Genomic DNA, 24,894 nt, shown 5'->3' with positions numbered 1-24,894 from the left:
CAGATGCAAAACGGGAGGCCAAGGCCTCCCGTTCTTCATGGTGAACCATCAGGGTTGTGCCCCCTCCAGTTCACTGGCGAGCGCCTCCTCCACTTCGGCAGGAGGCGCTGGAGCGACGGCTCCGGACACCGGTTCTGACGGAGGCTGGGTCGCGCTTGCTCCGGAGGGCGCTTGTCCATCCGGCACCACAGGTGCAGCAGGCTCGGTCCCGATGGCACCCGACACAGGGACGGCAGGCACGCTCGCCTCACACTGACACTCCTGTCCCTTGCCCTGGTTGCCCTGATGGGGGGCATACCACCCTTTCAACCCCTGTTCCAGGCGATCGGCCGCCGCCTTGGGTGCCACGGTTCCCAGCAATACCTGCTGGCTCACCTCGGCCAGTTCATCCCCGAGCTTGGGAGTGCCGCGGGAGAGGATCTGGGTGGCAACCCGGATGGTGGAATCGCACTGATCCCGCCACTCCATCATCTCTCTGGCCGCCGGATTGGTGGCTTCAAAGAAGTGGTTGGAGAGCGAGAAGAAGCCGGGCAGCGAGTTGGTATAGAGCTCGGCAAACTGGGGAGTGGTCAGCCACTGCAGGAAGGTCATGGCGGCCTCCTTGTTCTTGCTGGCCGGATTCATCCCCATACCGATGTCGGTGTGATCGGTGAAGAAACAGCCATCCCCCTGCTTTGCCACGGGCGGGCGCATGACACCGAAGTCCACCTTGCCGGTGAAGGGGGCGATCTCCCAGGATCCCGCTGCATAGAAGGCAGCCTTACCCGAGGTGAACAGCTCGTTGGTGGTGGCGTAGTCGCGGCTCTCGCCCCCCTTCCCCAGGTAGTCACGCCAGCGGGCCAGCTCCTCGAACACCTTGACGTATTGCGGGTTGTTGAAGCGCTCCTGGCCCCCGATCAGCGCCAATCGACCATCCTCCCCCTTCCAGTAGTTGGGGCCTATGTTCTGGAAACCGAGCTCGGAGGCAACCCAGCTCTCCGAGCCGCTCACGGCGAGGGGAACATAGCGACCATCCGCCTTCACCTTGTCCAGGGCCGCGAAGAATGCCTCGCGGGTCTGGGGTACCGTCAGCCCCAGCTCACTGAATATCTTCTTGTTGTAGAAGAAGCCGTGAATCACCGATGCCATGGGTACGCAGAAAGTCTGGGCGCCACTGTCGGTCTGCCAGGGGGATTGGGCAAAGCTCGGGAAGTTCTCCATCCCCGCCATCTCGCTCAGCTCCACCAGATGGCCCGCCTTGAACAGGGCCAGGGAGTCGTCAAACGGGCGGCAGGTGATGAGATCCCCCGCCTTGCCCGCCTTGAGGCTGGCCCAGAGGGTCGGCATGTACTCGACGTTCTGCACCCCGTTGAATTTCACCTGAATACCCGGGTGGGCGGCCTCGAAAGCAGGAATGATCTTCTGTTCCCACAAGGCCTTGTCATCTATGCGCCAGCTCTCTATCACCAGCTCGCTGGCCATCAGCTGGCCACACAACAGGAGACTCAGGGCCCCGATCCACTTGTTAGCCATAAGTCCTCCTATACCTTGAAATGGGCGATCAATTGCTGCTGCTTGGCGACCAGATCCGCCAGCACCTCACTGCTGCTGGCCGATTCCCGTGCCTCCCGCTCGGTCTCGTAAGCCACATCCGCAATGCCGGCGACATGACGGGCAACCCCCTGACTCACGGAGATCTGTTCCTGGGCGGCATGAGCCACCTGATCCGCCATCGCCTTGATGGCACTCATCCGCTCGGCAATGGATTGCAGCGCCTCGTCCATCACCCGGGTCTGGGCCACGCAATCCTGGGTCTGCTCCTGGCTGCGTGCCATCACGGCCACCACGTGCTTGCTGGAACTTTGCAGGTTCTCGATCATGGCCTGGATCTCCTCGGTCGAGGTCTGGGTCCGGTTCGCCAGTGCCCGCACCTCGTCCGCCACCACCGCGAAGCCGCGACCGGCGTCCCCCGCCCGGGCCGCCTCGATGGCCGCGTTCAGCGCCAGCAGGTTGGTCTGCTCGGCGATGCTGCGGATCACGTCGAGGATGCTGCCGATGTTGTCGCTGAATTCCCCCAGCTTGTGGGTGATGCCGACCGCCTCTTCCATGGCACCCGCCAGTTGTTCGGTGATCTGGCGCGTAGTCGCCACCTGTTTGCGTCCGGCGCGGGCCTCTTCGTCCGCCAGGTCCACCTCACGCTTGGTGCCGTCGGTGGAGCGCGCCACCTCGGTCGCACTCACCTCCAGCTCGGTGATGGCGGCAGCCACCTGATCGGTCTGGCTCTTCTGATCCTGCACCCGTGACATGGCCCGCTCGCTTATCTCGGCGGCGCGGCTCGCCTCGTCCACCAGATGGCGCGAGCCGGCATTGATCTGGGCGAGCAGCTCGCCGGTCTTGTCTGCCAGGGTATTGATGGAGCGGGTCAGGCTGCCAAACTCGCAGCGGCTCTGGTAGTCGATGCGCCGGGTCATGTCACCCGTGGCCATGCGATCCAGCTCCCGATCGATGAGTTGCAGCGGACGCTGAATGCTGCGGGCCGTGGTGTAACCGATGAGGAGCGCGGCGGCCGCGGAGATGGCAGACACGATCAGGATCCAGGCGCTGGCGCTGCTGACGGCGTCATCCGCCCCGACCCGGCTCGCGCTGGCAATGCCGCCCGCCGATTTGGCCATCTCGTCCAGCAGCGCCAGGCTGTTGACCAGACTGGTGTCGAGCTGCTGGTTCAGGGACTGCAGCGAGGCCGCCAGTTGCTGGCCATTGCGCATGGTCGCCAGCAACCCTTTCGGGCCGAGGGCCAGCTCCTGCATCCGATCGAGGTTGACGATGAAACGCTGCCTCACGTCATCGGGCACCTGCACCCGTTCGAGCCGTTTGCGTGCCATCTCGATATCCTTGCCGAGCACCTTCTCCAATTCATTGAGATCGGTCTTGGCATCGGCCCGGCGGATGTTTTTCAGATCCCGGGCAATGCCGGAGGTGATGAGTTCGGCCTTGTTGCGCATGGAGCGTTTGCTCGCGGTCTGCTGCAGCAACAGATCGGCGGCCCACTGGTAGGTATCTTCCAGCCGGATGAACGCCAGCTCCAGTTCATGGCGCCGATCGAGTGCGGCCACCCACTGACCGTGCTGGGTCAGCACCTGATCCGCCAACCCGTAGAACTCGCGGGTCGCCCCGTCGACCTGGCGGAACCGCTCGCTCGCCTCCGCCACCCCGTCAAACCGGGCCATCTCCTTGCTCTGGGCCAGGAAACGCTCCTGCTGCGCCTTGAACTGGCTGGCCAGTTGCGGCAACTGGGCCGCCTCCTCGCTGGTTCTGTAGGTGAGCACCCAGCGGTTGCTGTCCTGCAGTGCGCCCTTGAGCCCGGCGACCGCGATCACCAGGGGGGTGGCACGATCAGAAACCTGGGAAAGCCCCTCGTTGATCCCCCGGATCTTCAAGATACTGATGAAGCCGAGCAGAACCAGCAACAACAGCATCAGCACGAAGCCGGCGATGATCCGCTGCACAATAGATAAACCCATGGAGGCATCCTCACTCGTTGGGGAAAGGGGTGAATGCCGAGGTTATCGGCAGCGGGATGCAATGGAATAGCGGTTCGTGACGCGATGGCGGGCCAGATCACAGTTGGCGTGACATGGCAGGCAGAAAAGGGCCCGAACAGAGCCGGGCCAAAGAGACATGCTTGTTGTCATGGCCGTGCACCGGCCACGTTTGTCATCAGAAGCGGTAACCGACGCCGAACATGAAGGCCACCGGATCGATGGAGGTGTTGATGGTGCCCACGGCGGTATGCACATCGGTATCGATGTCGATGAGCCAAGCAGAGGCGTTGACGAACCAGCGGTCATTGATCGCCATGTCCAGGCCCACCTGACCCGCCATCCCCCAGGAGGAGTCCACGCTCACATCCGTCCCCGCCAGGGCACCGCGCCCTTCCTCGTCGAAGAAGGTGGTGTAGTTGATACCGGCCCCCACATAGGGGCGCACCTTGCTGTTGGCATCACCGAAGTAGTACTGCGCCATCAGGGTCGGCGGCAGGTGTTTGACCTTGGCGACCTCACCCAGGCCGGCAGTCGACACCGAGTGGGAGAAGGGGGTCGCGGCCAGCAGCTCGACACCCCAGTTGTCCGTCAACATGTAGGAGAGGGTCAGGCCAAGCTGCATGTTGCTGTCGATCTCCAGCTCGCCCGTCCCCAGCACGTTGTCACTGCTGGTCTGGGGAGAGACGAACGCCAGGCCACCACGGACCAGGATGTCACCGGCCTGATGTGCCATGGCGACGGGGGAAGCAAAAGCGGCTGCGATTAACAGAGGAAGGATCTTTTTCATCACATTATTCCTTTTTTGTTTTCTTTCTATGTTGCAAGCCCGAAAACTATAAAAGGATGTGAATGGCCGGTTATTGATTTAGCTCAATAGTTATCAAGAAATAGATAGATGTACACGGCAGCTTTGATTGGGCAGTCAAACCGCAGATGAAAATAAAAAGTCATTCAAATACATGACGATGCCTTAAATTACCGCATCATCATGAAACGTAAAATACCAATTAAATACACCTTAAACACCTTCATATCACCTTTCAATTGTTGTTTAATTATGCCACGGGGCGTATTTTATTAATGCGATGTAACCATGCTGTAATTTGAATTTTATGAAGCCACAGACACGCAAAGACAAAATTCTCGGCATTCTTGCCGCCATCTGGGGGATAGGTTCCTTCCTCTTCATTCTGCTGGGTTTCCTGTTCGCCCTCGCCTTCCTGATGCTGACACACTGAGTCTGCCGGACGAGTCCCTCTTTTCTCCCTCTCATCCCTGGCCGGGCGCCAGACCGGCGCACCTCGCCCACCGGCCAACAAAAAAGGGGCCTTGGCCCCTTTTTCTCGAGTGACGCTTATTTCCCCAGTAGAGGAGCGAGGAAGCGCGCCGTGTGGGACTCCTTGCAACGGCTCATCTCCTCAGGCGTACCCGTCACCAGAATACGGCCACCACCAGCGCCCCCTTCCGGGCCCAGATCAACGATCCAGTCCGCGGTTTTGATGACGTCCAGGTTGTGCTCGATGATGACGATGGTGTTGCCCCGATCCCGCAGTTGGTGCAGTACCTTGAGCAACTGCTGGATATCGTGGAAGTGCAACCCGGTGGTCGGCTCATCCAGAATATAGAGGGTCTGGCCGGTGTCCCGCTTGGAGAGCTCCCGCGCCAGCTTGACCCGCTGCGCCTCGCCGCCAGAGAGCGTGGTGGCGGACTGACCGAGCCGGATGTAGGAGAGGCCCACGTCCATCAGGGTCTGCAGCTTGCGCGCCACCGCTGGCACCGGATCGAAGAAGGCACGGGCATCTTCCACCGTCATCTCGAGGATTTCGTGGATGTTCTTGCCCTTGTACTTCACCTCCAGGGTCTCGCGGTTGTAGCGCTTGCCCTTGCAGATGTCGCACGGCACGTAGACGTCCGGCAGGAAGTGCATCTCCACCTTGATGACCCCGTCCCCCTGGCACGCCTCGCAGCGCCCACCCTTCACGTTGAAGGAGAAGCGGCCCGGCTGGTAGCCACGGGAACGCGCCTCCTGGGTGCCGGAGAGCAGCTCGCGGATCGGGGTGAACAGGCCGGTGTAGGTGGCCGGGTTGGAGCGCGGGGTGCGGCCGATGGGGCTCTGGTCGATATCCACCACCTTGTCCAGATGCTCCAGCCCCTCGACGCTGCGATAGGGAGCCGGGGTGGACTCGGTGGCCTTGTTCAGCTCGCGGTGGGCGATGCGGAACAGGGTGTCGTTGATCAGGGTCGACTTGCCGGAACCGGAGACGCCGGTGACGCAGGTCATCACTCCGATGGGCAGATCCAGGTTGACGTTGCGCAGGTTGTTGCCGCTAGCCCCTTTCAATTTCAGCCACTTGCCGGTGAGCGGGGTGCGCTCGGCCGGGATGGCGATCTGCTTGCGCCCGGAGAGGTAGTCACCGGTCAGGGACTCGGGGTTCGCGATGATCTCCTCCGGCGTCCCCTGGGCGACGATGGCACCGCCGTGCACGCCGGCCCCCGGGCCGATGTCGAGCACATGGTCGGCGAGGCGAATGGCATCCTCATCGTGCTCCACCACGATCACGGTGTTGCCGAGATCACGCAGGTGAGTCAGGGTCTTGAGCAGCCGCTCGTTGTCACGCTGATGCAGACCGATGGAGGGCTCGTCCAGCACGTACATGACCCCCACCAGGCCAGCCCCGATCTGGCTCGCCAACCGGATGCGCTGCGCCTCGCCACCGGAGAGGGTCTCTGCACTGCGCGACAGGCTCAGATAGTTGAGGCCGACGTTCACCAGGAAGCCGAGCCGCTCGACGATCTCCTTGAGGATCTTGTCCGCTATCTGGGCACGCTGACCGGACAGGTTCAACCCTTCGAAGAAGGCCAGGGCATCGCCGATGGATTGCTCGGCGATGGCGGGCAGGTTGCGATTGTCCACGAAGACGTGGCGGGCTTCTTCCCGCAGTCGGCTGCCACCGCAACTGGTACAGGACTTGTTGGCGATGTATTTGGCCAGCTCTTCCCGCACCGCGTTGGATTCGGTCTCCCGGTAGCGGCGCTCCATGTTGTGCAGGATCCCCTCGAACGGGTGCTTGCGCACCACCACGTCGCCGCGGTCATTCATGTAGCGGAACTCGATCTCGGTGCGCCCGGAGCCGCGCAGGATCACCTCCTGGGTCTTGAGCGGCAGATCCTCCCAGGGGGTCTCCAGGTCGAACTTGTAGTGATCGGCCAGGGATTTGAGCATCTGGAAGTAGTAGAAGCTGCGCTTGTCCCAACCACGGATGGCGCCGCCGGCCAGGCTCTGGCCGGGATCATGGATGAGCTTGGCGGGATCGAAATACTGCTGCACCCCGAGTCCGTCACAGGTGGGGCAGGCCCCCGCCGGGTTGTTGAAGGAGAAGATCCGGGGCTCCAGCTCCGACATGGAGTAACCGCACTCGGGGCAGGCGAAGTTGGCGGAGAAGGTCATGGGGGCAACCCCATCCTCCCCGTCCATCGGCACCACCAGCACGATGCCGCCGGAGAGAGTCAGCGCCGTTTCGAACGATTCGGCCAGGCGCAGGGCCAGGTCATCGCGCACCTTGAATCTGTCCACCACCACCTCGATGGTGTGCTTCTTGTGCAGCTCCAGGGCGGGAGGATCCGACAGATCGCACACCTCGCCGTCGATGCGGGCGCGGATGTAACCCTGGGCCGCCAGGTTCTCCAGCAGCTTGGTGTGCTCCCCCTTGCGGTTGCGCACCACGGGGGCCAGCAGCATCAGCTTGGCGCCTTCGGGCTGGGCCAGCACCTGATCCACCATCTGGCTGATGGTCTGGGCCGCGAGCGGAATCGCGTGGGTCGGGCAGCGTGGCTCGCCGACCCGGGCGAACAGCAGCCGCAGGTAGTCGTAAATCTCGGTGATGGTGCCGACGGTCGAGCGCGGGTTGTGGGAGGTGGACTTCTGCTCGATGGAGATGGCAGGCGACAGCCCCTCGATGTGGTCCACGTCCGGCTTCTCCATCAGGGAGAGGAACTGGCGGGCATAGGCGGAGAGCGACTCCACATAGCGGCGCTGCCCCTCGGCATAGAGGGTATCGAACGCCAGGGAGGATTTGCCCGAACCGGACAGGCCGGTGACCACGATCAGCTTGTCACGTGGCAGGATCAGGTTGATGTTCTTGAGGTTGTGGGTGCGGGCACCCCGGATCACGATTTTTTCCATCTTGTTGCGCGCTCGATACGGGAACCAGAGCGGGCCAGTATGGCATAGAGACTACTGGATGAATAGACAGTCTTTCCTTCCGTGCCCCTTCCTCAGAGATACTCCTTGGCCCAGCTCACCGCCTGCAACCGGTTCTTGACGTTCAGCTTCTTGAAGACGTTGTAGAGATGGGATTTGACGGTGTGTTCGCTCACGAACAGGCTGTCGGCGATCTCGGTGTTGGAGGCCCCCGTCATCAGGTGACGCACGATCTCCTGCTCGCGGGCGGTCAGCAGCGTCTGCTGACGCTGAGGTTGCCCGCTCCCCTTGCGGTAGTAGTCCACCAGGTCGCACAGCAGGTGGCGCGGGATCCAGTACTCCCCCTGCAACACCTTGCGGATGCCGAAGACCAACCTGTCCAGCGTGTCCTGACGAAAGAAGAGCCCGCTGGTATGGGGCCACATCAGCAGCAGCTCTTTGTTGGTGCTGGTCGGGGCATTGAGCAACACGGCACTGGCCTCGCCAAAGCGCTGGCAGATGGCATTGCTCCACAGCTCCTGCTGGGTCGACTTGAGGTAGTCCAGATCGATCAGCAGCAAGGTTTTGGGGGCGCCCTCTGCAACGTCTGGCAGGTCATTCAGCTCCCCCACCAGCAAGATGGGCAGACCAAGCTCTTCACTGAGGTGACGCTGGAAACGGGAGGCTTGTGCGTTATTTTCGGTGATCAGCACCAGGAGGGAGTCGGGCGTCATCAAGAGAACTTCCTTGCACATTCGAGTCGGGGCTTTTTGGCAAGGAAGAGTACCAATCCCCCTCCTGGCTGCAGCATTAAAAAAGTATTAGACGCATCGGTGGCTCCTTTGAAGCCCAGCAATTTTCCAGCCAATACAATTGGCTAGCACGCCCCCCCCATTTGGGGGGTCAAGTAGTGCCGGTGCGCACCATAACAGCTCCGCCCTCTTCACGCAGCCTGCCCCAGCCGCCTCCCCTTGCTGGTGACACCTTACCTCGGGTAAGTTACTCAGGCTGTGGCGATCCATTGACGCCACAGTGGCAGGGAAGATGTGCGCTCATGCCCGTCAACTGGTACTATGGCGGCCAAACGCTGCGGCCGATCCATGACGCCTCTGCCGGCAAGCTCCGGCGCAGCCAGGACACTGATAGAGAGATGACACCCGTCCAGGGCGCGCATCTCGTTGCAAACAAACGCATTATTGAATGGGCCCAGGCATCTGGCCTGGCCGGTATACATAAGGGTGGAAGAGAGATTATGGCCAGTCGAGGCATCAACAAAGTCATTCTGATCGGTAACCTGGGGCAAGACCCGGAAGTGCGCTACATGCCGAGCGGCGGTGCCGTGACTAACATCACCCTGGCCACCTCCGATACCTGGCGCGACAAGCAGACCGGTGAGCAGAAAGAGCGCACTGAATGGCACCGTGTCGTCTTCATGGGCAAGCTGGCCGAAGTGGCCGGCGAGTACCTGAAGAAGGGCTCCCAGGTCTATGTGGAAGGCAAGCTCCAGACCCGTAAATGGCAGGATCAGAGCGGCCAGGAGCGCTACACCACCGAGGTGCTGGTCGACAGCTTCACCGGTGTGATGCAGATGCTGGGTGGCCGTCCGCAGGGCGGTGGCCAGGGCATGGGCGGCCAGTCATCCCAGGGCAACTGGGGCCAGCCGCAACAGGCTGCACCGCAACAGAACATGCAACGTCCTGCTGCCCCGCAGCAGAACATGCAACCGCAAGGCGGTTACGGCCGTCCGGCCCAGCAGCCACAATCTGCCCCGCCGGTCTACAACGAACCGCCGATGGATTTCGACGACGATATTCCGTTCTGATCCCCTGCGGCAGGCCCTGATTCATCAGGGCCTTTTTTTACCTGTTTCTGACGCATTCACCTCCCCCGACGACCATGTTGCTGCCACTTTCCCGCGCTTTACGTCCCCTTCGTCCAGGCTTGTGGCTATCATCGAGACGATTTCTCCCTTCGGGAACCTGCATGAACCACTTGAGTCGTCTGCTGTGCCTCGCCCTGTTGATGTTCGGCGGCCACCTTGCCGCGGAGCCGCTGCGGGTGGGAGTCAGCTTTGCCATTCCTCCCTATGTCATCAGCCACGAAGACAGGGGCATCGAACTCGATCTCATGCGAGAGGCCTTCGCAGGCAGCCCCCATGAGCTGCAGGTCGTTTATCTTCCCCTGGAGCGCACCTTCAGGATGCTGGAGGAAGGCAAGCTGGACGCCATCATCAACGTCAAACCCGGCATGCTGGAAAGTGCCTACCTCTCACAGCCGGTGATCACCTTCCACAACCGGGTCTTTACCCTGGCGCCGACGGCAGTCCACACCATGAAGGATTTGCAGACCCTGCGAGTCAGTGCTTTCCAGCGTGCACGACAGATCCTGGGAACGACCTTCTCCGACATCGTCGACCAGAATCCCCGTTATGAAGAGGTGGCGAGGCAGGAGGGACAGGTACAGCGGCTCCTGCTCGGGCGCACCGATGCCGTGATCCTGGAACAGCGGGTGTTCTACTACTATCTGGCTCAGTTGCTCGGGGATGACCAGGAGGGCGACCGCTATCCCAAGGACAAGGTCAGACAGCACGACCTCTTCCCCCCGACTCACTACCACTTCGCCTTTCGCGAGGCGGGCCACCGGCAATGGTTCGACAGACAGCTCGCCAAGATGAAGGCGGACGGGCGCTATGAGCGGATCTTTGCCGCCTATGGCACCACCTCTACTGCCGGAGACAAAAAAGCCAGCCCATGATGGACTGGCTTGATACCGGCTCCGGGGAGCCGCAGTGGATGGAGCGTTACTTCATCGCGCTGCCGTTTTTCAGCTCTGCTTTCTGACGTTTGGCTTCGCGTTTCTCTTTCAGTGACATCTGCGGTTTTTTCTTGGCATCTTTGCCGTGATGCTGTTCTTTGTTGCTCATCATCAGACTCCAAAAAGGTTACCTGGACAGTTGGAACGGGTGTTCCAGCATGTCAGCCGAATCGTGGATTTCAGTACGCCAACAGTGACGATCGGGGATCGCACTGGCCTCAGCATACTCCCAATCTTCCGCCGGGATCCAGCCTACCGGCAACGCCTGTCAGCCAGGCGTTCCCGTCGCGTGCTCCCCTCGGAAATGACGACCGGGCGACACTTTTGGCATCCGGGGACGGATGGTCAGCCTGTCTCCGGTGGATGTGTGTTAGGGTGGGCATTCAACGATCGCAGGAGCGCGTCATGAAGAAGCTGGAAATGAAGGATCTGACCGAGGCCGAGAAAGCCGAAATTGCCCTGCTGGTGCAAAAGGCCCAGGCCAATGCCGATCACACCCTGACCAACGGGGAGCGCAACAAGATCCGCGAGGCAGGACGCCAGAAGATCGCCGCCGATCGCGCCCAGGCCGCCAAGGCGGCATCCGCACTGGCGCGGGAGAAAGCCAAGGAGCGAGCCAGTGCCCAAGTACTGCCCGACACCTTCAACTGGTCCGATTCCGTCAGCAACAAATACCGTGGCAGACGGTAACGGCAGCATGAATGCACGCAGAAGACTCTGCTGAAAAAAAAGCGGCTGGCAGAGCGTGATGTCATTACGCTGAAAAGGGCAGCAGGAGGCCCCTGCCAGCTGATGCACACCCGGATAAAACGCCTATCCAGCCATCACTGACTGAAACGAATACCAAGATAAAGATTGCCATGACAGGGTGTGCGTGTTCTAATCGTTTTCGATGGTTCGGTAGTTCAGACCTGATTATGTTAGGCAGTCATCTTAAAGCAGTGATTTGTGCAGGCAGTTATCCCCGATAATTCTTGCCAGATAATTCTCCTTCTTTAGTGCTCCCCATACGTATTTCTGACGAAAAATCATGGATTGCCGCTCCGGTGGCGTTTCACTAATCACTACTCAAGGAAATTATCATGTCCAAAATGACTGGTACCGTAAAATTCTTCAACGCCGAGAAAGGCTTCGGTTTCATCTCCCCGGCTGACGGCAGCAAAGACGTGTTCGTTCACTTCTCCGCCATCCAGTCCAACGGTTTCAAAACCCTGGAAGAAGGTCAGCGCGTTGAGTTCACCATCGAGCAAGGCCAGAAAGGCCCGGCTGCTGCGAACGTCGTTCCGCAGTAATTCAAGCCGTAGCACCTTCCCCTCTTTGGGCAAGGGCCTCAGCAAGAATTGAAAAAACCCGCTTCGGCGGGTTTTTTGTTGCCCGTTTCCGGGTGACCGGCGTGTTGCCCTGCTTCCCTTTCGCCACGGGGAGCAAAAAGGGCCCCCTGGTGGTGCCCCATTTCCTGGTCAGGTTCCTTACAGGGGCAGGCTGATCCGCGCCTCCAGCCCCCCCTCCTGGCGATTGTGGAGGCTGAGCTCACCGCCGTGCTGGTGCACCAGGGTGCGGGCGATGGCGAGCCCCAGTCCCACGCTGCCAGACTCGGTGTTGCGGGCTTCATCCAGGCGCACGAAGGGCTTGAACACCTCCTCCAACTGACTCTCCGCAATCCCCGGCCCCTGATCGCGAACCAGGATCAGCAACTCGCCGTCACCGCGCACCAGAGAGACCTCGGCCCCCCCTGCGTACTTGATGGCGTTGCCGATGAGGTTTTGCAGCACCCGGCGCAGGGTGTTGGCGCGGCAGGCGTAAACCTGTTTACCCTCGGCCAGGCAGGTGACGGGCTGGCCCATGTCGGCATAGTCGTCACACAGGCTCTCCAGCAGGCTGACCAGATCCAGCTCCCGGGTCGCCTCCTGCTGCCCCTCCTCCCGGGCAAAGCTCAGGGTCGCCGCCAGCATCTGCTCCATCTGCTGCAGGGTCTGCTGGAAGCGCTCCTTGTCCTCCCCGTCCGCCAGAAACTCGCTGCGCAGCCGCAGGCTGGTGATGGGGGTGCGCAGGTCGTGGGAGATGGCGGCCAGCATCCGGGTTCTGTCCTGCACGAAGCGATCGAGCCGGGTGTGCATCCGGTTGAAGGCCTGGATGGACTCGCGGATCTCGGTGGGCCCCTCCTCGCGCAGGGGCTCGATGTCCTCACCACGCCCCAGCCTGTCGGCGTTGGCCGCCAGTTGCTTGAGGGGACGGGTCGCCCGGCGGAACAGCCAGATCATCAGGCCGATCACCAGGCTCGCCACCAGCAGCAGGTTGAGGGTCGTCTGCCAGGACCAGCTCGCCGTCTCCTTGTCCACCAGGGAGCTGAACTGGAGCCAGCCGCCGTTGGGCAGTTCGATGGAGCCGTAGAGCCGCATGTCCTGGGGCGGCGGCATGCCGTTGCGATCCTTCATCATGCGGTTGTGGTGCTGCCAGGCCCGGCTGCGCTGGATGTCCTGCTTCAGCTCGGCGCTGATCTCCACCGCCAGGGAGGATGGATAGCCGAGCTTGGCCCGCACCAGCTTCTCGAAGCGGGGGCTGCGGTTGTCCGGCTGCAACGGCTCGTCGGCCAGACGCAGCAGCAGGGTCTCGCTGCGGCTCGCCTTGAGGATCTCATGATAGAGGGAAGGAGGGGAGAGGGAGAGCAGGCGCACCACGGAGATGATGCGCTGCATGGCGTTGCGGCTGTTGACGTAACCGAGGGCCTCCTCCCTGTCCGAGCGGTAGATCTGTATACTGAGCAGCTGGATCAGCACCAGCCCCGCCAGGGCCACCAGCACTATCTGGCCGGTCAACCCCTTGGGCAGCAGCCTGGCGAAGACGCGCTTGATCATGTCGGCCTCACTCCTGGGTCACGTCGGCGGCGAACAGGTAACCGCCACCCCAGATGGTCTTGATGAGCTCGGGATTCTTGGGATCCCGCTCCAGCTTGCGCCGCAGTCGGCTCACCAGGGTATCGATGGCGCGATCGAAGGCCACCGCCTCCCGGCCACGGGCCAGATCCAGCAACTGATCCCGGCTCAGCACCCGCTGGGGCCGCTCCAGAAACACCTTGAGCAGATCGAACTCGGCGGTGGAGAGGCTCATCCCCACCCCCTCCTCGTCCACCAGCTCACGGCGATTGACGTCGAGCAGCCAGCGATCGAAGCGCAGATCCCGGGTCAAGGTCTCCGGCACGGGCAGGCTCTCTGCCTGGGTACGGCGCATCACCGCCTTGATGCGGGCCAGCAGCTCCCGCGGGTTGAACGGCTTGGAGAGGTAGTCGTCCGCCCCCATCTCCAGGCCGATGATGCGGTCCGTCTCCTCCCCCATGGCGGTCAGCATGATGATCGGCAGACGGGATTTGACCCTGAGCTCGCGGCACAGGGTGAGGCCATCCTCCCCCGGCATCATCAGATCCAGCACCAGCAGGTCGAACTCCCGCTCATCCAGCAGCCGCTTCATCTCCTTGCCATCGCGGGCGCAACTGACGCGCATGCCATGCTGCTCCAGAAAGCGCTTGAGCAGATCGCGGATCTCGCTGTGGTCATCGACCACCAGAATATGAGGGCTGCCTTGGTTCATCATCATCTCTCCGTTATCGGGCTGGGGCGATTATACGAAAATCAACCGGGCGGGTTGTGTCAAAGTGTGCCAGCACGCCCCTGTGCCACACTCTGCTACAAAATAGGCCTCTACTGGCAAATTTCAGACACTTCCACGGTGTTTACTGGATACCAAGGCGAAAGAGCCTCTACCCGTACACATCCGACAGGAGTTACCCATGAAAAAGCTGACCAAGACCCTGCTGACCGCCACCCTGATCCTCGGCCTGCCCCTCGGTGCCTATGCCGCCAGCGAGGCCGTCTCCACCGCCCAGCCGACCCAGGCCACGGCGACCGGTTGCCCCATGGACGGTACCGGCATGATGGGCGGCAAGCATCATGGCGGCCGCCACGACAAGATGGCCCGCATGAAGAACATGACCCCGGAACAGATCCAGGCCCATCTGCAACAGCGCTACGACAAGATTGAAGATCCGGCCAAGAAGGCTGAGTTCGTGAAGAACCTTGGTCTGCGTGCCGACGGTATGATCAAGCACGCCGAGGTGATGAAGCAGTTCGCAGAAGCAAACCAGTAAATCGAAGTAATGAAGCCGTTTGCCGAAGCAGACCAGTAAGTCGAGATGATCAAGCTGTTCGCAGAAGCAAACCAGTAAATCGACGTAATGAAGCCGTTTGCCGAAGCAGACCAGTAAGTCGAGATGATCAAGCTGTTCGCAGAAGCAAACCAGTAAGTCGACGTAATGAAGCGGTTTGCCGAAGCAGACCCGTGATCCGGCGGGGCCCTGCCCCGACACCGGCGAAAACGACAGGGTGGCGCAAGCCACCCTTTTTTTGTCTCCCCCCCCCAGTTTTTCACCTTTTCCTGCCTGGCCGCATCATGTTATGTGAGCGATAACAAACGTTTCACTTTCGAAATAAATCATAATGGCCCTTCACACAACAGACGCGGGCACGATCCCGGACACAGTGGACAGGAGTCGTTATGGGATGGAATCTGGGCACAATCAAGGGGCGCTATACCGCCGTTTTTCTGGGCTTCATGGCGCTGGTGTGCGCCCTGACGGTGATCGGCATCCAGATCTGGATCACCCCCGCCCTGCAAAAAGCGGGGGAGGAGAACGTGGCGCTGCGAGTCGGCGAGATAGCGACCGATATCCGTGACCAGCTCAACGGGGTGCAGACCCAGTCGCGCAGCATTACCCAACTGGTGGCACAACTGCCGAGCGAGCAGATAGATGCCCAGCTCCCGGCCCTCATCGACCAGTACGGCAACGGCATGGTCTTCGGTGGCGGCATCTGGCCCCTGCCGGACAAGCGGGAGGCGGGGCGCGCCAAGTTCAGCACCTTTTTCCACAGGGATGCCTCCAACGCCCTCATTCCCAACACCTACTGGAACTCGGCAGAGGCGCCCAACTATTTCGATCAGCCCTGGCACAAGGCTGGCCAGCAGGCGCCCCGTGGCGTCTGTGCCTGGGCCGCCGCCTACAAGGATGGCGCGAGCCAGCAGCCGAGAACCAACTGCGCCATGGGGATCTACCAGGATGGCGCCCTCTACGGGGTGTCGACCATAGACGTCACCCTGGGCTTCTTCAACGACCTGGTGGCCAAGAAAGAGCAGGAGATCGGCGGTCAGGTGATGATCATCGAGGCTGACGGCAAGATCCTGAGCCGCAACGCCCGTCTGACCGGGGATGTGGTGCTCGGCAACCTCTCCGCCCACGCCGACTATCCCTTCGCCCTCGCCATCAGCGGCCTGCTGGGCCAGGATGCGAGCAAGGGGCAGCTGCGCACCACCTTCCAGGATCAGGGTGAAGAACAGACCCTGCTGATGGAGGCCATCGAAGGGACCCCCTGGCTGCTGGCCGCCGCCCTGCCGACCCGCACCCTGACCCAGGACAGCCGGGATGTGCTCGCCACCCTGGCGAGCATCCAGCTCCCCCTGGCGGGGCTGCTGTTCGTGCTCATGGTGCTGGCCATCAGCCAGCTTGGCAGCCGCCTGCAGACCCTCAAGCTCAACATCGACGCCCTCAGCGCCGGCGACGCCGATCTGACCGCCCGCATCCAGGTGAAAGGGCATGACGAGCTGGACAACATCGCCCTGTCGGTCAACCGCTTCATCGCCTTCCTGCAACAGATGATGGTGCAGGTGACCGCCGCCACCGACCTCATCACCCGCGAGCTGGCCCAGCTCGATCAGCAGACCGGGCAGGCCAGGCGGATCCTGGGAGAACACGCCAGCGAAACCGATCAGGTCGTCACCGCCCTCAACGAACTCAGCTCCACCGCCGACAGCGTTGCCCGCCACGCCAACGACTCCGCCAGCTTCACCGAGGCCGCCAACGGTCAGGCGGCCAGCTCCCGCAAGGTGGTGGGGTCAGCCTCCGCCAGCGTGGTGGCCCTCATCGACGAGGTGGATCTCGCCGCCGCCAAGGTGCTGGAGATGCAGGAAGATGCCCAGCAGATCGGCAGCGTGCTCGGGGTGATCGGCGGCATCGCCGCCCAGACCAACCTGCTGGCGCTCAACGCCGCCATCGAGGCGGCCCGGGCCGGTGAACAGGGCCGGGGCTTCGCGGTGGTGGCCGACGAGGTGCGTGCCCTCGCGGCACGCACCCAGAACAGCACCGCCGAAGTGGGCAGCATGTTGTCACGGCTCACCCAGGGGGTCGCCGAGGCCGTGGTCGCCATGGAGCAGACCAAGCGCAGTTGCCAGGCGGCGGCCGACACCACGGGGCAGGTCACCGGCGGCCTCGACACCATGGCCGACGCCGTGGTGCAGATCCACGATCTCAGCAGCCAGATCGCCACCGCTGCCGAGGAGCAGAGCCGGGTGACCGAGGAGATCAACCGCAACATGGTGAGCATTCGCGACATGCTGAACCTCCTGGTGGAGAACGGCGGCAACACGGAGCAGAGCGCCGCCACCCTGCTGGGGTCCAACCGCCAGTTGCTGGCCCTGGTGCACCGCTTCAAGGTGTGAGCCTGAACACCAGACAGCAAAAAGGGGCCCGCGGGCCCCTTTTTCATTCACTTTGCCAGGACTCAGGCCTTGTTGGCCAGGTTCAGGGTCTTCACGGTCTCGCCTTCGAACTTGATGACCACGTTCTTCTGGGCCACTTCGGAGTCTTTCAGCAGGGACTTGGTGGTCTCGGCCAGCAGCGGGGAGGCCTTGTTCAGTGCGTCCAGGTCATAGGTCCACACTTCCAGACCGGCGTCGGTCTTGGTGCTGGCCGGGGCGCCCAGCTTGTCCTTGATGGCCTGCTTGTTGGAGCCGCCTTCCTTGATGTCCAGAGCCTTCTTGATCGCTTCGTTGGAAGCGGTGTCCATGGCGTTGCCAGCCATCTCTTTGGCGGTGCTGGTGACACTGCTGGTCACGGTGTCGGTCAGGGAATCCATCAGGCCGGCGTGGGCAACCAGAGGCAGGGCGGTCAGGGCAATCAGCAAGGACTTTTTCATGAAGATACATCTCGCAAGAATGAAAAGAGCGCGCATGAAACCAGCGGGATGAATTGGAGTCAAGAAAATCCCTTGGTCAAGCCGTATTCGGGGGGGAAAAGCCCCGTAGCGGCTCCGACCAGTGCCCTTGTCAGCCGCTGAGCTGGTCCTTGCCCGCCAGCTTGGCCCGGTAGAGCGCCCTGTCGACCCGTGCCATCAGGTGGGACACCTGCTCGTCGGGGTCGGACTCCACCAGCCCGAAACTCAAGGTCACGGGCTCGATCCCCTTGACCCTGGCATGACTCAGGCGCTGCCTCAGCTTTTCGGCCACCACCCGGGCGTCGGGCAACCGGGTATTGGGAAGCACCAGCATGAACTCGTCACCCCCCCAGCGGGCCAGCAGATCGATCTCGCGGATGCAGCCCCGGGTCAGCTGCACGATATCGATCAGGGTCTGGTCCCCCACCCCGTGGCCATGGCGATCGTTGATCTGCTTGAAGTCGTCCACGTCCATGGCGATCACGGCAAAGGGCTCCTTGAAGCGCTTGGCGCGCTCATGCTCCAGCCGCACCGCCTGCTCCAGCCGATAGCGGCTGGCCGCGCCGGTCAGGGAGTCCGTCTCCGCCAGGCGGCGGTTTTCCTCCACCTGGAACTGCAATGCCTGGTTGAGCCGCTCCAGTTCGGCGGTACGCTGCGCCACCTGCTGCTCCAGGGTGCGGTTTTGCAGCTCCAGCCTGGCGTAGAGTTCCCGCTGGGCGTGGATGTTGCGGTGTGCCCCCACCATCCTGGCGACACTGCCGTCCGGGTTGCGTGCGACGATGCGGCCACAATCCGCCACCCAGAGGTAGTCACCGTTACGGCAACGGCAGCGGTATTCGGCCCGGTAGTCCGCCGCCCGCCCACTCAGGCAGGCATCGAAGCTCTCCATGACCTGCGCCAGATCGTCCGGGTGGATCAGGTTCTCCCAGGTGAAGACGGTGTTGTCGAGGGAGTGGGGCTCATACCCCAGCATCTGATACCAGCCGGGATAGCGATGGACATAGCCGGTGTTGGCATTCCAGTCCCAGAGACCATCGCTCACGACCTCCAGCATGCCGCTCATCACGGCCTCGTCGAGGGCCGGTTGCCTTGTCATCTCATTGTCATGCAGCATGAAAACCTTCCTTGTTCTGCTACTCGGCGCCACGGATCCGCTTGTTGACCTGGCGGGAAAACCGGGCCTGCCGGTCGAGCCTTCAAGGGGGCGACTGGCCTCGACACCCCGTCATGACGGGTTATCGGCCAGGTTGCTCTCTTGTTGAACAACAGTAGCAGCCCGCACACTTTCGAGTCTTGCGCGCCGTCACGCTCCCTTCCGTTCTTCTGCCGGCCAGATTGCACCACGGCGGTGCACACCTTTGGCGCAGCCCTGCCCATATTGGGCAAGCCTCGCTGACCAGGGCTGCGATTAATAAGTAAGTGCATGAATAAAAAGAAAAATACTTTTCTGGCGCAATATTTGCCTTTATCTGGGTGAGCCACAAGGATTGGGGATATTGCATGAAATTAATCACCGCCATCATCAAGCCGTTCAAACTCGACGACGTGCGCGAAGCCATCGCCAACCTCGGCGTCGAGGGGCTGACGGTTTCCGAGGTCAAGGGGTTTGGCCGCCAGAAGGGGCACACCGAGCTGTACCGGGGTGCCGAATACCAGGTGGATTTCCTGCCCAAGGTAAAGCTGGAGATCGCCACCCTGGCCGACAACGTCGAGCAGATCATCGAAGCCATCAGCAAGGCCGCCCACACCGGCAAGATAGGTGACGGCAAGATCTTCGTTTATGACCTGCAGGCCGCCGTGCGCATCCGCACCGGCGAGACCGACGCAGACGCCCTTTGATACGACTGGAACTGAGGAATACGACATGGAAGAGTTGATCACATCCGTCAGCGAGCTGCGCTATGCACTCGACACCTTCTACCTGCTGATCTCCGGCGTGCTCGTCATGTGGATGGCCGCCGGGTTCGCCATGCTCGAAGCCGGCCTGGTCCGCGCCAAGAACACCACCGAGATCCTGACCAAGAACATCCTGCTCTATGCCATCGCCTGCATCATGTTCCTGCTGGTCGGCTACAACATCATGTACGTGGACAACAGCGCCGGCGGCTGGCTGCCGAGCTTTGGCAGCCTGATGGGCAGCCAGGCGGACGACGCGGGCCACTCCCTGCACTCCGACTTCTTCTTCCAGGTGGTGTTCGTCGCCACCGCCACCTCCATCATCTCAGGTGCGGTGGCAGAGCGGATGAAGCTCTGGTCCTTCCTGCTGTTCTGCGTGGTGATGACCGGCTTCATCTACCCCGTGGAAGGCTACTGGAGCTGGGGTGGTGGCTTCCTGAAGGAGGCGGGCTTCTCCGACTTCGCAGGCTCCGGCATCGTCCACATGGCAGGCGCTGCCGCTGCCCTGGCCGCCGTGCTGCTGCTCGGCCCCCGTCGCGGCAAATATGGCAAGCAAGGGGAGATCTACCCCATCCCCGGCTCCAACCTGCCGCTCGCGACCCTGGGCACCCTGATCCTCTGGATGGGCTGGTTCGGCTTCAACGGTGGCTCCCAACTGGCGCTCTCCAGCGCCGCTGATGCCACCGCCATCGGCACCGTGTTCGTCAACACCAACGCCGCCGCGGCCGCCGGTGTGGTCGGCGCCCTGCTGGTCAGCAAGCTCACCTGGGGCAAGGCGGATCTCACCATGATCCTCAACGGCGCCCTCGGCGGTCTGGTCGCCATCACCGCCGACCCGGCCTCCCCCAGCCCGCTGTTCGCCAGCCTGATCGGCGCCCTGGCCGGTGCCCTGGTGGTCTACGCCATCGTCGCCTTCGATCGCCTGAAGATCGATGATCCGGTCGGCGCCATCTCGGTACACGGCGTCTGCGGCCTGTTCGGCCTGATGGTGGTGCCTTTCTCCAACACGAGCGCCACCTTCGGCGCCCAGTTGCTGGGGGCCGCCACCATCTTCGGCTGGGTCTTTGTCGTCTCCCTCGTGGTCTGGAGCCTGCTCAAGGCCACCATGGGCCTGCGGGTCAGCGAAGAGGAAGAGATGATGGGTGTGGATGTCCACGAGTGCGGCATCGATGCCTACCCCGAGTTCGTCAGCGTCAAATCCAGCATCTAAGCACGCCATCTGCTTGCGGGGCCCGGGGGACACCTCGGGCCCCGTTTTTTTGGCGGCTCGGCGCCCCTGAAGGCAGGAGGACGGTTCGAGTGATGCCACTCTGCCATGCAACCGGTGAACCCTCTGCTTTGCCCCTCCCCTTTTCAAGGGGAAGGTAGGGGTATGCCGTGCCGATTGACGGATGGGGCCATAACCCCCTCCCCGCCTCCCCCTTGGCAGGGGGAGGGGCAATCAAGCGGCCATTCAAAACATCGATGTGGCAGCCACGTAGGTTCGATTAGCGAAGCGTAATCGGACAGCGGTAACGGCATTGCTCCCTTCTCCCGTTTATTAAAAAAGGAGGAGAAGGGCTGGAGATAAGGGGCAGGAAAAAGAGAGTTCGCGGTAAACGTTGGGCTTCGCTACGCTCAGCTATGACAAAGCAATCGGTAGGTTTGTATTGATCCAAGCAAGACAAACCTACAAAATTTTAAAAATAAAAAAAATATTAGAGGTAAAGTGCAAAGCTCAATATATATAGCCAATATTTTATTGTGTTTGCTCCCACCACACTTTATTATGACTTCGCTTACTTATTTAGGAAGTAAGGTGTATCACAAGCTGTCAAGTAGAACGCGCACCAGTACACTGGCTAGCAGACGACTTGCATGGCCGCAGATGGCTAGTAGACTCACGTCGAACACTCCTGCGATGATGGTATCATATATCATATCTGACATTCGTGGCCGACATCATATCGGTGTTGTGAATGCGTATTTAAGTACGTTTGTTAAGCCCGGATTGGGAATCGGATGGCCACAGTCCTTTACCTTTCCGGGTTTTGCAATTTAAGGCTCAATATGATGAACTCAGAAAATCAATGGTTTCGGAGTCGTGGTTACTTACATTTTGATTCTCCAGTAAAATTACGAAAAGCCTGTCAAATTGTAAAATCTCCTCTCAATGTTGCCCACCATGCTTTCCTCCCGCTAATAAGTTACGATATACACAGCTTTAAAATATCAATAGACAAAGATGGTAATGTTCAAAAGAAAATCAAAGAAAGGCCAATTTCATATGCATCACACATCGACTCTCACATTTACTCTTACTATGCAGAGTTATTGTCTAATGTATATGAGAAGGCTCTCCACGAATTGCAATTAAAAGACTCCGTACTTGCTTTCAGATCTCTTGGAAAAAGTAATATTGATTTTGCTAACACGGCCTTTGAAAAAATAAAGGCTCATGGTGATTGCACTGCAATCGCGATGGATATCTCTGGTTTCTTTGATAATTTAGATCATGTAATACTCAAATCAATGTGGTGCAAATTACTCCAAGAAAACTCATTACCAGATGACCATTTCAATATATACTGTTCTCTAACCAAATCGTCTACAGTCAATAGAGACCTATTGTATGCAGCGCTTAAAATATCGAGAAACAATCCAAAATCTACAGGGGCAAGGCTTTGCGATATAAAAACCTTCAGAGATAAAATACGAGGCCTAGGGCTAATAAAAACCAACTCGACTGGAAGAGGTATACCACAAGGAACATCTATAAGCGCTCTTCTGTCTAATATATACATGCTAGATTTCGACAAGAAAATAAAAGACATGGTGGTATCTATTTCAGGAGAATACTATCGTTACTGTGACGATATGCTTTTTATCATCGATAGTGATAAAACCAGCGAGTTAATATCTATAGTGACACAAAGCATCTCCGAGCTAAAGATAGAAATAAATGATAAGAAAACAGAGGTTAGAAACTTCCACGTATATAGCGGAGTTCAAAAATGCGACAAGCCGCTACAATATTTAGGGTTCATTTTTGATGGCGAAAGAAAACTAATTAGATCAGCAGCCCTAGCTAGGTTTTCAGGCAGAATGAAAGCTGGGGTTAGGTTAGCTAAAAAGACGCATCAAAAAGCTAACCTTATCGAAGAGAAAAATGGTGTAGCCAAAACACCACTATTTAAGAAGAAAATTTATGAGCGTTACTCGCATTTAAGCAAGCGAAACTTCATTACATATGGCCATAAAGCGGCAAATATAATGGGTTCTAATGCGATCAAAAAGCAATTAAAACCCCTTTGGGGGAGACTGCTCAAAGAGATAAATGAGCAATAATTGTTCACTCCTAAAAACATACGTTGACGGCGGCAACTCCCTTCACCGCCGTACCATCGCTCACTCCCCCAACCTCTCCGCCAATCCGGAATACCGCTCGGTCTTTTTCCGCACGGCCTGGGCCAGCAGGGCGCGATCGCCGTAGAGGTCGAGCCGGGCCTTGGCGCGGGTGATACCGGTGTAGACCAGCTCGCGGGTCAGGAGCGGGCTGGGGCTGTCGGGCAGCACCAGCACGGTATGGGCAAACTCCGAGCCCTGGGATTTGTGGATGGTCATGGCGTAGACCGTCTCATGGGGCGGCAACCGGCTGGGCAACAGGGCCCGCAGGGTGCCGTCCGGCTGCTCGAACCACACCTTGAGGCGCCCGGTGTCATCGGGCAGGCAGAGCCCCATGTCGCCGTTGTAGAGGCCGACCCCGTGGTCGTTGCGCACCACCATCACCGGGCGGCCCGCATACCAGTCGCCGTCACGCTGGATCAGCCCTGCCTTGGCAAGGGCCAGTTCGAGGCGCTCGTTCAGCCCCGTCACCCCGAAGGGGCCGTCCCGCAGGGCGCAGAGGATCTGGAAGCCGTTGAACGCCTTGAACACCGCCGCCGGATCTTCTCCGGCCCGGGCCGCCTTGAGGTAGCTGCCATAACCGGCCACCCCCTCTGCGATCAAGGCGTTGTAAGCCTCCCCCGCCCAGGGGTGCAGGCGGATGTCGCCAAATCCTGCGCCCCAGACCGCCTCCACTGCCGCCCCGTCGCCGCTGTTGCAGGCCCGCGCCAACTGGCCGATGCCCGAATGCTGGTCAAAGCGCCAGCTCTTGGAGAGCAAACAGAGGCTGTCGCGCACGCTGGCCCCCGCTGGCGTGCCTTGCAGGCGATAGCCGGTCTGGCGGGAGAGCCAGTGTGCCTGCGCCGGGCTGATGCCCTGTTCGATAAAGCTGCAGATATCCCCGAGCACGGCCCCCGCCTCCACCGAGGCGAGCTGATCCTTGTCGCCGAGCAGGATGAGGCGGGCGTGGCGGGGCAGCGCATCCAGCAGGCGCGCCATCATGGGCAGGTCCACCATGGAGGCCTCGTCCACCACCAGCAGGTCGAGGTGCAGCGGGTTGCCTCTGTGATGGCGGAACTGACTGCGCCCGGGGATCACCCCGAGCAGCCGGTGCAGGGTGCCCGCCTCGGTGGGGATGGCCTCCACCCACTCGGGGGGCAAGTCCAGCGCCTGCAGGGCAGCGCCGATACTCTCGGTCAGACGCGCCGCCGCCTTGCCGGTGGGGGCCACCAGCCGGATCGCCGGGGCCTTGCCCCCTTGCAGGCCTGTCTCCACCAGGATGGCGAGGAGCTTGGCCACCGTGGTGGTCTTGCCGGTGCCGGGGCCGCCGGAGATGACCGCGAAGGGGCGCGCCGCCGCCGTGGCCGCCGCCAGCTTCTGGCCATTGCAGCAGAGCGCCTCGGGCACCAGAGTATCCAGCCGCTCCAGCTCGCTGGCTGCCTGGGCGTTCTTTAGCAGGGTCTCGACGGCGGGCCACTCCACCTCATGGGGGAAGACCAGATCCAGGTACTTCTCCACAAAGTGGCGGACGGAGAAGTCCGGTGCGAGGCGGGCCTTGAGCAGGGCCCCGAATACCAGGCCGTAGTCGCGGGCAAAGAGGCGTGACAGGGCCGGGGCAATCTCCGGCCATTCGGCCCGTTCACTCAAGGCGCTAAGGTGGCGGGCCACCCCCAGCTCAAAGTCGTGGTAGCGGGTGAGGTAGAGGCGATCACCCCAGAGCCGCAGGGGCCAGCGGGGGGCGAGCCCGTCATCCTGCTCGGTGCCCACCAGGGGGCTTACCGCAAAGAGGGCGGGCCAGCTCGCAGGATCCGCGAGATCCGCCAGCAGATCCCGGCTCTGATCCGGATCCAGCCCGAAGGGACGCGAGGATCCCTGCCCGTCACCGCCCTGAGCGAGCATCGCCAGCGGCAGGCAGACATGGCCGCGCCCCAGCTCATGGCAGGCGAGCGCGGCCCCCAGCACCAGCTCGGGGCTGCCGCCAAGGTCGGCCACCAGCCTGGCAAATTGCAGGTCAAGCTGGCGGATGCGCCCCGCCAGCGCCAAGGCTTTCAGCCGCTCTATCATGGTTTCGCCCTTCATCTCG

General features: G+C 60.9%; 21 protein-coding genes. 10 read left to right on the top strand and 11 right to left on the bottom strand.

Going from position 1 to position 24,894, the window contains the following annotated elements; genetic code table 11:
• Positions 1 to 48: 48 nt before the first annotated feature.
• From ACVDHI_RS18630 to ACVDHI_RS18620, 3 genes are all read right to left on the bottom strand, one after another.
• Positions 49 to 1,512 (bottom strand): extracellular solute-binding protein, encoded by a 1,464-nt coding sequence (locus tag ACVDHI_RS18630; protein WP_447212394.1) that lies wholly within the window; start codon positions 1,510 to 1,512, stop codon positions 49 to 51.
• Between the two features lie 8 nt (positions 1,513 to 1,520).
• Positions 1,521 to 3,500 (bottom strand): methyl-accepting chemotaxis protein, encoded by a 1,980-nt coding sequence (locus ACVDHI_RS18625; protein WP_069785091.1) that lies wholly within the window; start codon positions 3,498 to 3,500, stop codon positions 1,521 to 1,523.
• 196 nt (positions 3,501 to 3,696) lie between these two features.
• Positions 3,697 to 4,308: an OmpW family outer membrane protein gene (locus ACVDHI_RS18620; protein WP_010674216.1), complete on the bottom strand. Its 612-nt coding sequence runs from the start codon at positions 4,306 to 4,308 to the stop codon at positions 3,697 to 3,699.
• 325 nt (positions 4,309 to 4,633) lie between these two features.
• Here ACVDHI_RS18620 and ACVDHI_RS18615 point away from each other — a divergent pair, with 325 nt between their 5' ends.
• On the top strand, positions 4,634 to 4,759 hold the full coding sequence (locus ACVDHI_RS18615; protein WP_010674215.1) for a hypothetical protein: 126 nt from the start codon (positions 4,634 to 4,636) through the stop codon (positions 4,757 to 4,759).
• Positions 4,760 to 4,875: 116 nt separating this feature from the next.
• On the opposite strand, the gene uvrA is transcribed toward ACVDHI_RS18615, so the two are convergent.
• Entirely contained in the window at positions 4,876 to 7,704 is a 2,829-nt protein-coding gene (gene uvrA, locus ACVDHI_RS18610) for an excinuclease ABC subunit UvrA (protein ID WP_447212393.1), read from the bottom strand.
• Between the two features lie 92 nt (positions 7,705 to 7,796).
• A complete protein-coding gene (locus ACVDHI_RS18605; protein ID WP_010674213.1) occupies positions 7,797 to 8,435 on the bottom strand; it encodes a LuxR C-terminal-related transcriptional regulator in 639 nt (212 codons plus the stop codon).
• Positions 8,436 to 8,953: 518 nt separating this feature from the next.
• Between ACVDHI_RS18605 and ACVDHI_RS18600 the strand changes: the two genes are divergently transcribed.
• Together ACVDHI_RS18600 and ACVDHI_RS18595 are read left to right on the top strand one after the other, a co-directional pair.
• Positions 8,954 to 9,523, top strand: coding sequence for a single-stranded DNA-binding protein (locus ACVDHI_RS18600; RefSeq protein WP_010674212.1), 570 nt, complete (start codon positions 8,954 to 8,956; stop codon positions 9,521 to 9,523).
• 161 nt (positions 9,524 to 9,684) lie between these two features.
• Positions 9,685 to 10,455, top strand: coding sequence for a substrate-binding periplasmic protein (locus ACVDHI_RS18595; protein WP_041214049.1), 771 nt, complete (start codon positions 9,685 to 9,687; stop codon positions 10,453 to 10,455).
• Between the two features lie 46 nt (positions 10,456 to 10,501).
• Here ACVDHI_RS18595 and ACVDHI_RS18590 read toward each other — a convergent pair whose 3' ends face one another.
• A complete protein-coding gene (locus tag ACVDHI_RS18590) occupies positions 10,502 to 10,624 on the bottom strand; it encodes a hypothetical protein (RefSeq protein WP_010675895.1) in 123 nt (40 codons plus the stop codon).
• A 296-nt stretch (positions 10,625 to 10,920) separates the two neighbouring features.
• On the opposite strand from ACVDHI_RS18590, the gene yjbD reads away from it, so the two are divergent.
• Both yjbD and cspE read left to right on the top strand, forming a co-directional pair.
• Complete coding sequence (gene yjbD, locus ACVDHI_RS18585; RefSeq protein WP_042879473.1) at positions 10,921 to 11,205, top strand: DUF3811 domain-containing protein; 285 nt, start codon at positions 10,921 to 10,923, stop codon at positions 11,203 to 11,205.
• Between the two features lie 392 nt (positions 11,206 to 11,597).
• Positions 11,598 to 11,807 (top strand): transcription antiterminator/RNA stability regulator CspE, encoded by a 210-nt coding sequence (gene cspE, locus ACVDHI_RS18580; RefSeq protein WP_010675897.1) that lies wholly within the window; start codon positions 11,598 to 11,600, stop codon positions 11,805 to 11,807.
• A gap of 177 nt (positions 11,808 to 11,984) precedes the next feature.
• Here cspE and ACVDHI_RS18575 read toward each other — a convergent pair whose 3' ends face one another.
• The gene (locus ACVDHI_RS18575) at positions 11,985 to 13,370 is read right to left on the bottom strand and encodes an ATP-binding protein (protein ID WP_010675898.1); all 1,386 of its coding nucleotides are present in this window, start codon (positions 13,368 to 13,370) and stop codon (positions 11,985 to 11,987) included.
• A gap of 7 nt (positions 13,371 to 13,377) precedes the next feature.
• Positions 13,378 to 14,100 carry a response regulator gene (locus ACVDHI_RS18570; protein ID WP_010675899.1) on the bottom strand — a complete coding sequence of 241 codons (723 nt, stop codon included), beginning with the start codon at positions 14,098 to 14,100 and terminating at the stop codon, positions 13,378 to 13,380.
• Positions 14,101 to 14,299: 199 nt separating this feature from the next.
• On the opposite strand from ACVDHI_RS18570, the gene ACVDHI_RS18565 reads away from it, so the two are divergent.
• On the top strand, positions 14,300 to 14,656 hold the full coding sequence (locus ACVDHI_RS18565; protein WP_010675900.1) for a hypothetical protein: 357 nt from the start codon (positions 14,300 to 14,302) through the stop codon (positions 14,654 to 14,656).
• Between the two features lie 407 nt (positions 14,657 to 15,063).
• Positions 15,064 to 17,058: a methyl-accepting chemotaxis protein gene (locus tag ACVDHI_RS18560; protein WP_039040120.1), complete on the top strand. Its 1,995-nt coding sequence runs from the start codon at positions 15,064 to 15,066 to the stop codon at positions 17,056 to 17,058.
• A gap of 62 nt (positions 17,059 to 17,120) precedes the next feature.
• Here ACVDHI_RS18560 and ACVDHI_RS18555 read toward each other — a convergent pair whose 3' ends face one another.
• Both ACVDHI_RS18555 and ACVDHI_RS18550 read right to left on the bottom strand, forming a co-directional pair.
• Positions 17,121 to 17,534 carry a hypothetical protein gene (locus ACVDHI_RS18555; RefSeq protein ID WP_010675902.1) on the bottom strand — a complete coding sequence of 138 codons (414 nt, stop codon included), beginning with the start codon at positions 17,532 to 17,534 and terminating at the stop codon, positions 17,121 to 17,123.
• Between the two features lie 130 nt (positions 17,535 to 17,664).
• A complete protein-coding gene (locus tag ACVDHI_RS18550) occupies positions 17,665 to 18,666 on the bottom strand; it encodes a sensor domain-containing diguanylate cyclase (RefSeq protein WP_048209682.1) in 1,002 nt (333 codons plus the stop codon).
• Between the two features lie 386 nt (positions 18,667 to 19,052).
• Here ACVDHI_RS18550 and glnK point away from each other — a divergent pair, with 386 nt between their 5' ends.
• The 3 genes from glnK (at position 19,053) to drt2 (ending at position 22,775) form a co-directional block, all read left to right on the top strand.
• Entirely contained in the window at positions 19,053 to 19,391 is a 339-nt protein-coding gene (gene glnK, locus ACVDHI_RS18545) for a P-II family nitrogen regulator (RefSeq protein WP_010675904.1), read from the top strand.
• Between the two features lie 25 nt (positions 19,392 to 19,416).
• Entirely contained in the window at positions 19,417 to 20,658 is a 1,242-nt protein-coding gene (locus ACVDHI_RS18540; RefSeq protein WP_042864817.1) for an ammonium transporter, read from the top strand.
• Between the two features lie 839 nt (positions 20,659 to 21,497).
• The gene (gene drt2 / locus ACVDHI_RS18535) at positions 21,498 to 22,775 is read left to right on the top strand and encodes an antiviral reverse transcriptase Drt2 (RefSeq protein ID WP_041211910.1); all 1,278 of its coding nucleotides are present in this window, start codon (positions 21,498 to 21,500) and stop codon (positions 22,773 to 22,775) included.
• 60 nt (positions 22,776 to 22,835) lie between these two features.
• Here drt2 and recD read toward each other — a convergent pair whose 3' ends face one another.
• A complete protein-coding gene (recD, locus tag ACVDHI_RS18530; RefSeq protein WP_447212392.1) occupies positions 22,836 to 24,890 on the bottom strand; it encodes an exodeoxyribonuclease V subunit alpha in 2,055 nt (684 codons plus the stop codon).
• Positions 24,891 to 24,894: the final 4 nt, after the last annotated feature.

It is taken from the genome of Aeromonas sp. 25-248 (assembly GCF_053005425.1).
This window is presented reverse-complemented; position numbering and strand designations above follow the sequence as displayed.

Coding starts and splice junctions, on each gene's coding strand:
- ACVDHI_RS18630 (WP_447212394.1), bottom strand. CDS start 1,512: ATGGCTAACAAGTGGATCGGGGCCCTGAGTCTCCTGTTGTGTGGCCAG.
- ACVDHI_RS18590 (WP_010675895.1), bottom strand. CDS start 10,624: ATGAGCAACAAAGAACAGCATCACGGCAAAGATGCCAAGAAAAAACCG.
- yjbD (WP_042879473.1), top strand. CDS start 10,921: ATGAAGAAGCTGGAAATGAAGGATCTGACCGAGGCCGAGAAAGCCGAA.
- ACVDHI_RS18555 (WP_010675902.1), bottom strand. CDS start 17,534: ATGAAAAAGTCCTTGCTGATTGCCCTGACCGCCCTGCCTCTGGTTGCC.
- ACVDHI_RS18595 (WP_041214049.1), top strand. CDS start 9,685: ATGAACCACTTGAGTCGTCTGCTGTGCCTCGCCCTGTTGATGTTCGGC.
- ACVDHI_RS18615 (WP_010674215.1), top strand. CDS start 4,634: ATGAAGCCACAGACACGCAAAGACAAAATTCTCGGCATTCTTGCCGCC.
- cspE (WP_010675897.1), top strand. CDS start 11,598: ATGTCCAAAATGACTGGTACCGTAAAATTCTTCAACGCCGAGAAAGGC.
- ACVDHI_RS18575 (WP_010675898.1), bottom strand. CDS start 13,370: ATGATCAAGCGCGTCTTCGCCAGGCTGCTGCCCAAGGGGTTGACCGGC.
- ACVDHI_RS18540 (WP_042864817.1), top strand. CDS start 19,417: ATGGAAGAGTTGATCACATCCGTCAGCGAGCTGCGCTATGCACTCGAC.
- uvrA (WP_447212393.1), bottom strand. CDS start 7,704: ATGGAAAAAATCGTGATCCGGGGTGCCCGCACCCACAACCTCAAGAAC.
- ACVDHI_RS18550 (WP_048209682.1), bottom strand. CDS start 18,666: ATGCTGCATGACAATGAGATGACAAGGCAACCGGCCCTCGACGAGGCC.
- glnK (WP_010675904.1), top strand. CDS start 19,053: ATGAAATTAATCACCGCCATCATCAAGCCGTTCAAACTCGACGACGTG.
- ACVDHI_RS18570 (WP_010675899.1), bottom strand. CDS start 14,100: ATGAACCAAGGCAGCCCTCATATTCTGGTGGTCGATGACCACAGCGAG.
- ACVDHI_RS18620 (WP_010674216.1), bottom strand. CDS start 4,308: ATGAAAAAGATCCTTCCTCTGTTAATCGCAGCCGCTTTTGCTTCCCCC.
- ACVDHI_RS18625 (WP_069785091.1), bottom strand. CDS start 3,500: ATGGGTTTATCTATTGTGCAGCGGATCATCGCCGGCTTCGTGCTGATG.
- ACVDHI_RS18600 (WP_010674212.1), top strand. CDS start 8,954: ATGGCCAGTCGAGGCATCAACAAAGTCATTCTGATCGGTAACCTGGGG.
- ACVDHI_RS18560 (WP_039040120.1), top strand. CDS start 15,064: ATGGGATGGAATCTGGGCACAATCAAGGGGCGCTATACCGCCGTTTTT.
- drt2 (WP_041211910.1), top strand. CDS start 21,498: ATGATGAACTCAGAAAATCAATGGTTTCGGAGTCGTGGTTACTTACAT.
- ACVDHI_RS18565 (WP_010675900.1), top strand. CDS start 14,300: ATGAAAAAGCTGACCAAGACCCTGCTGACCGCCACCCTGATCCTCGGC.
- ACVDHI_RS18605 (WP_010674213.1), bottom strand. CDS start 8,435: ATGACGCCCGACTCCCTCCTGGTGCTGATCACCGAAAATAACGCACAA.
- recD (WP_447212392.1), bottom strand. CDS start 24,890: ATGAAGGGCGAAACCATGATAGAGCGGCTGAAAGCCTTGGCGCTGGCG.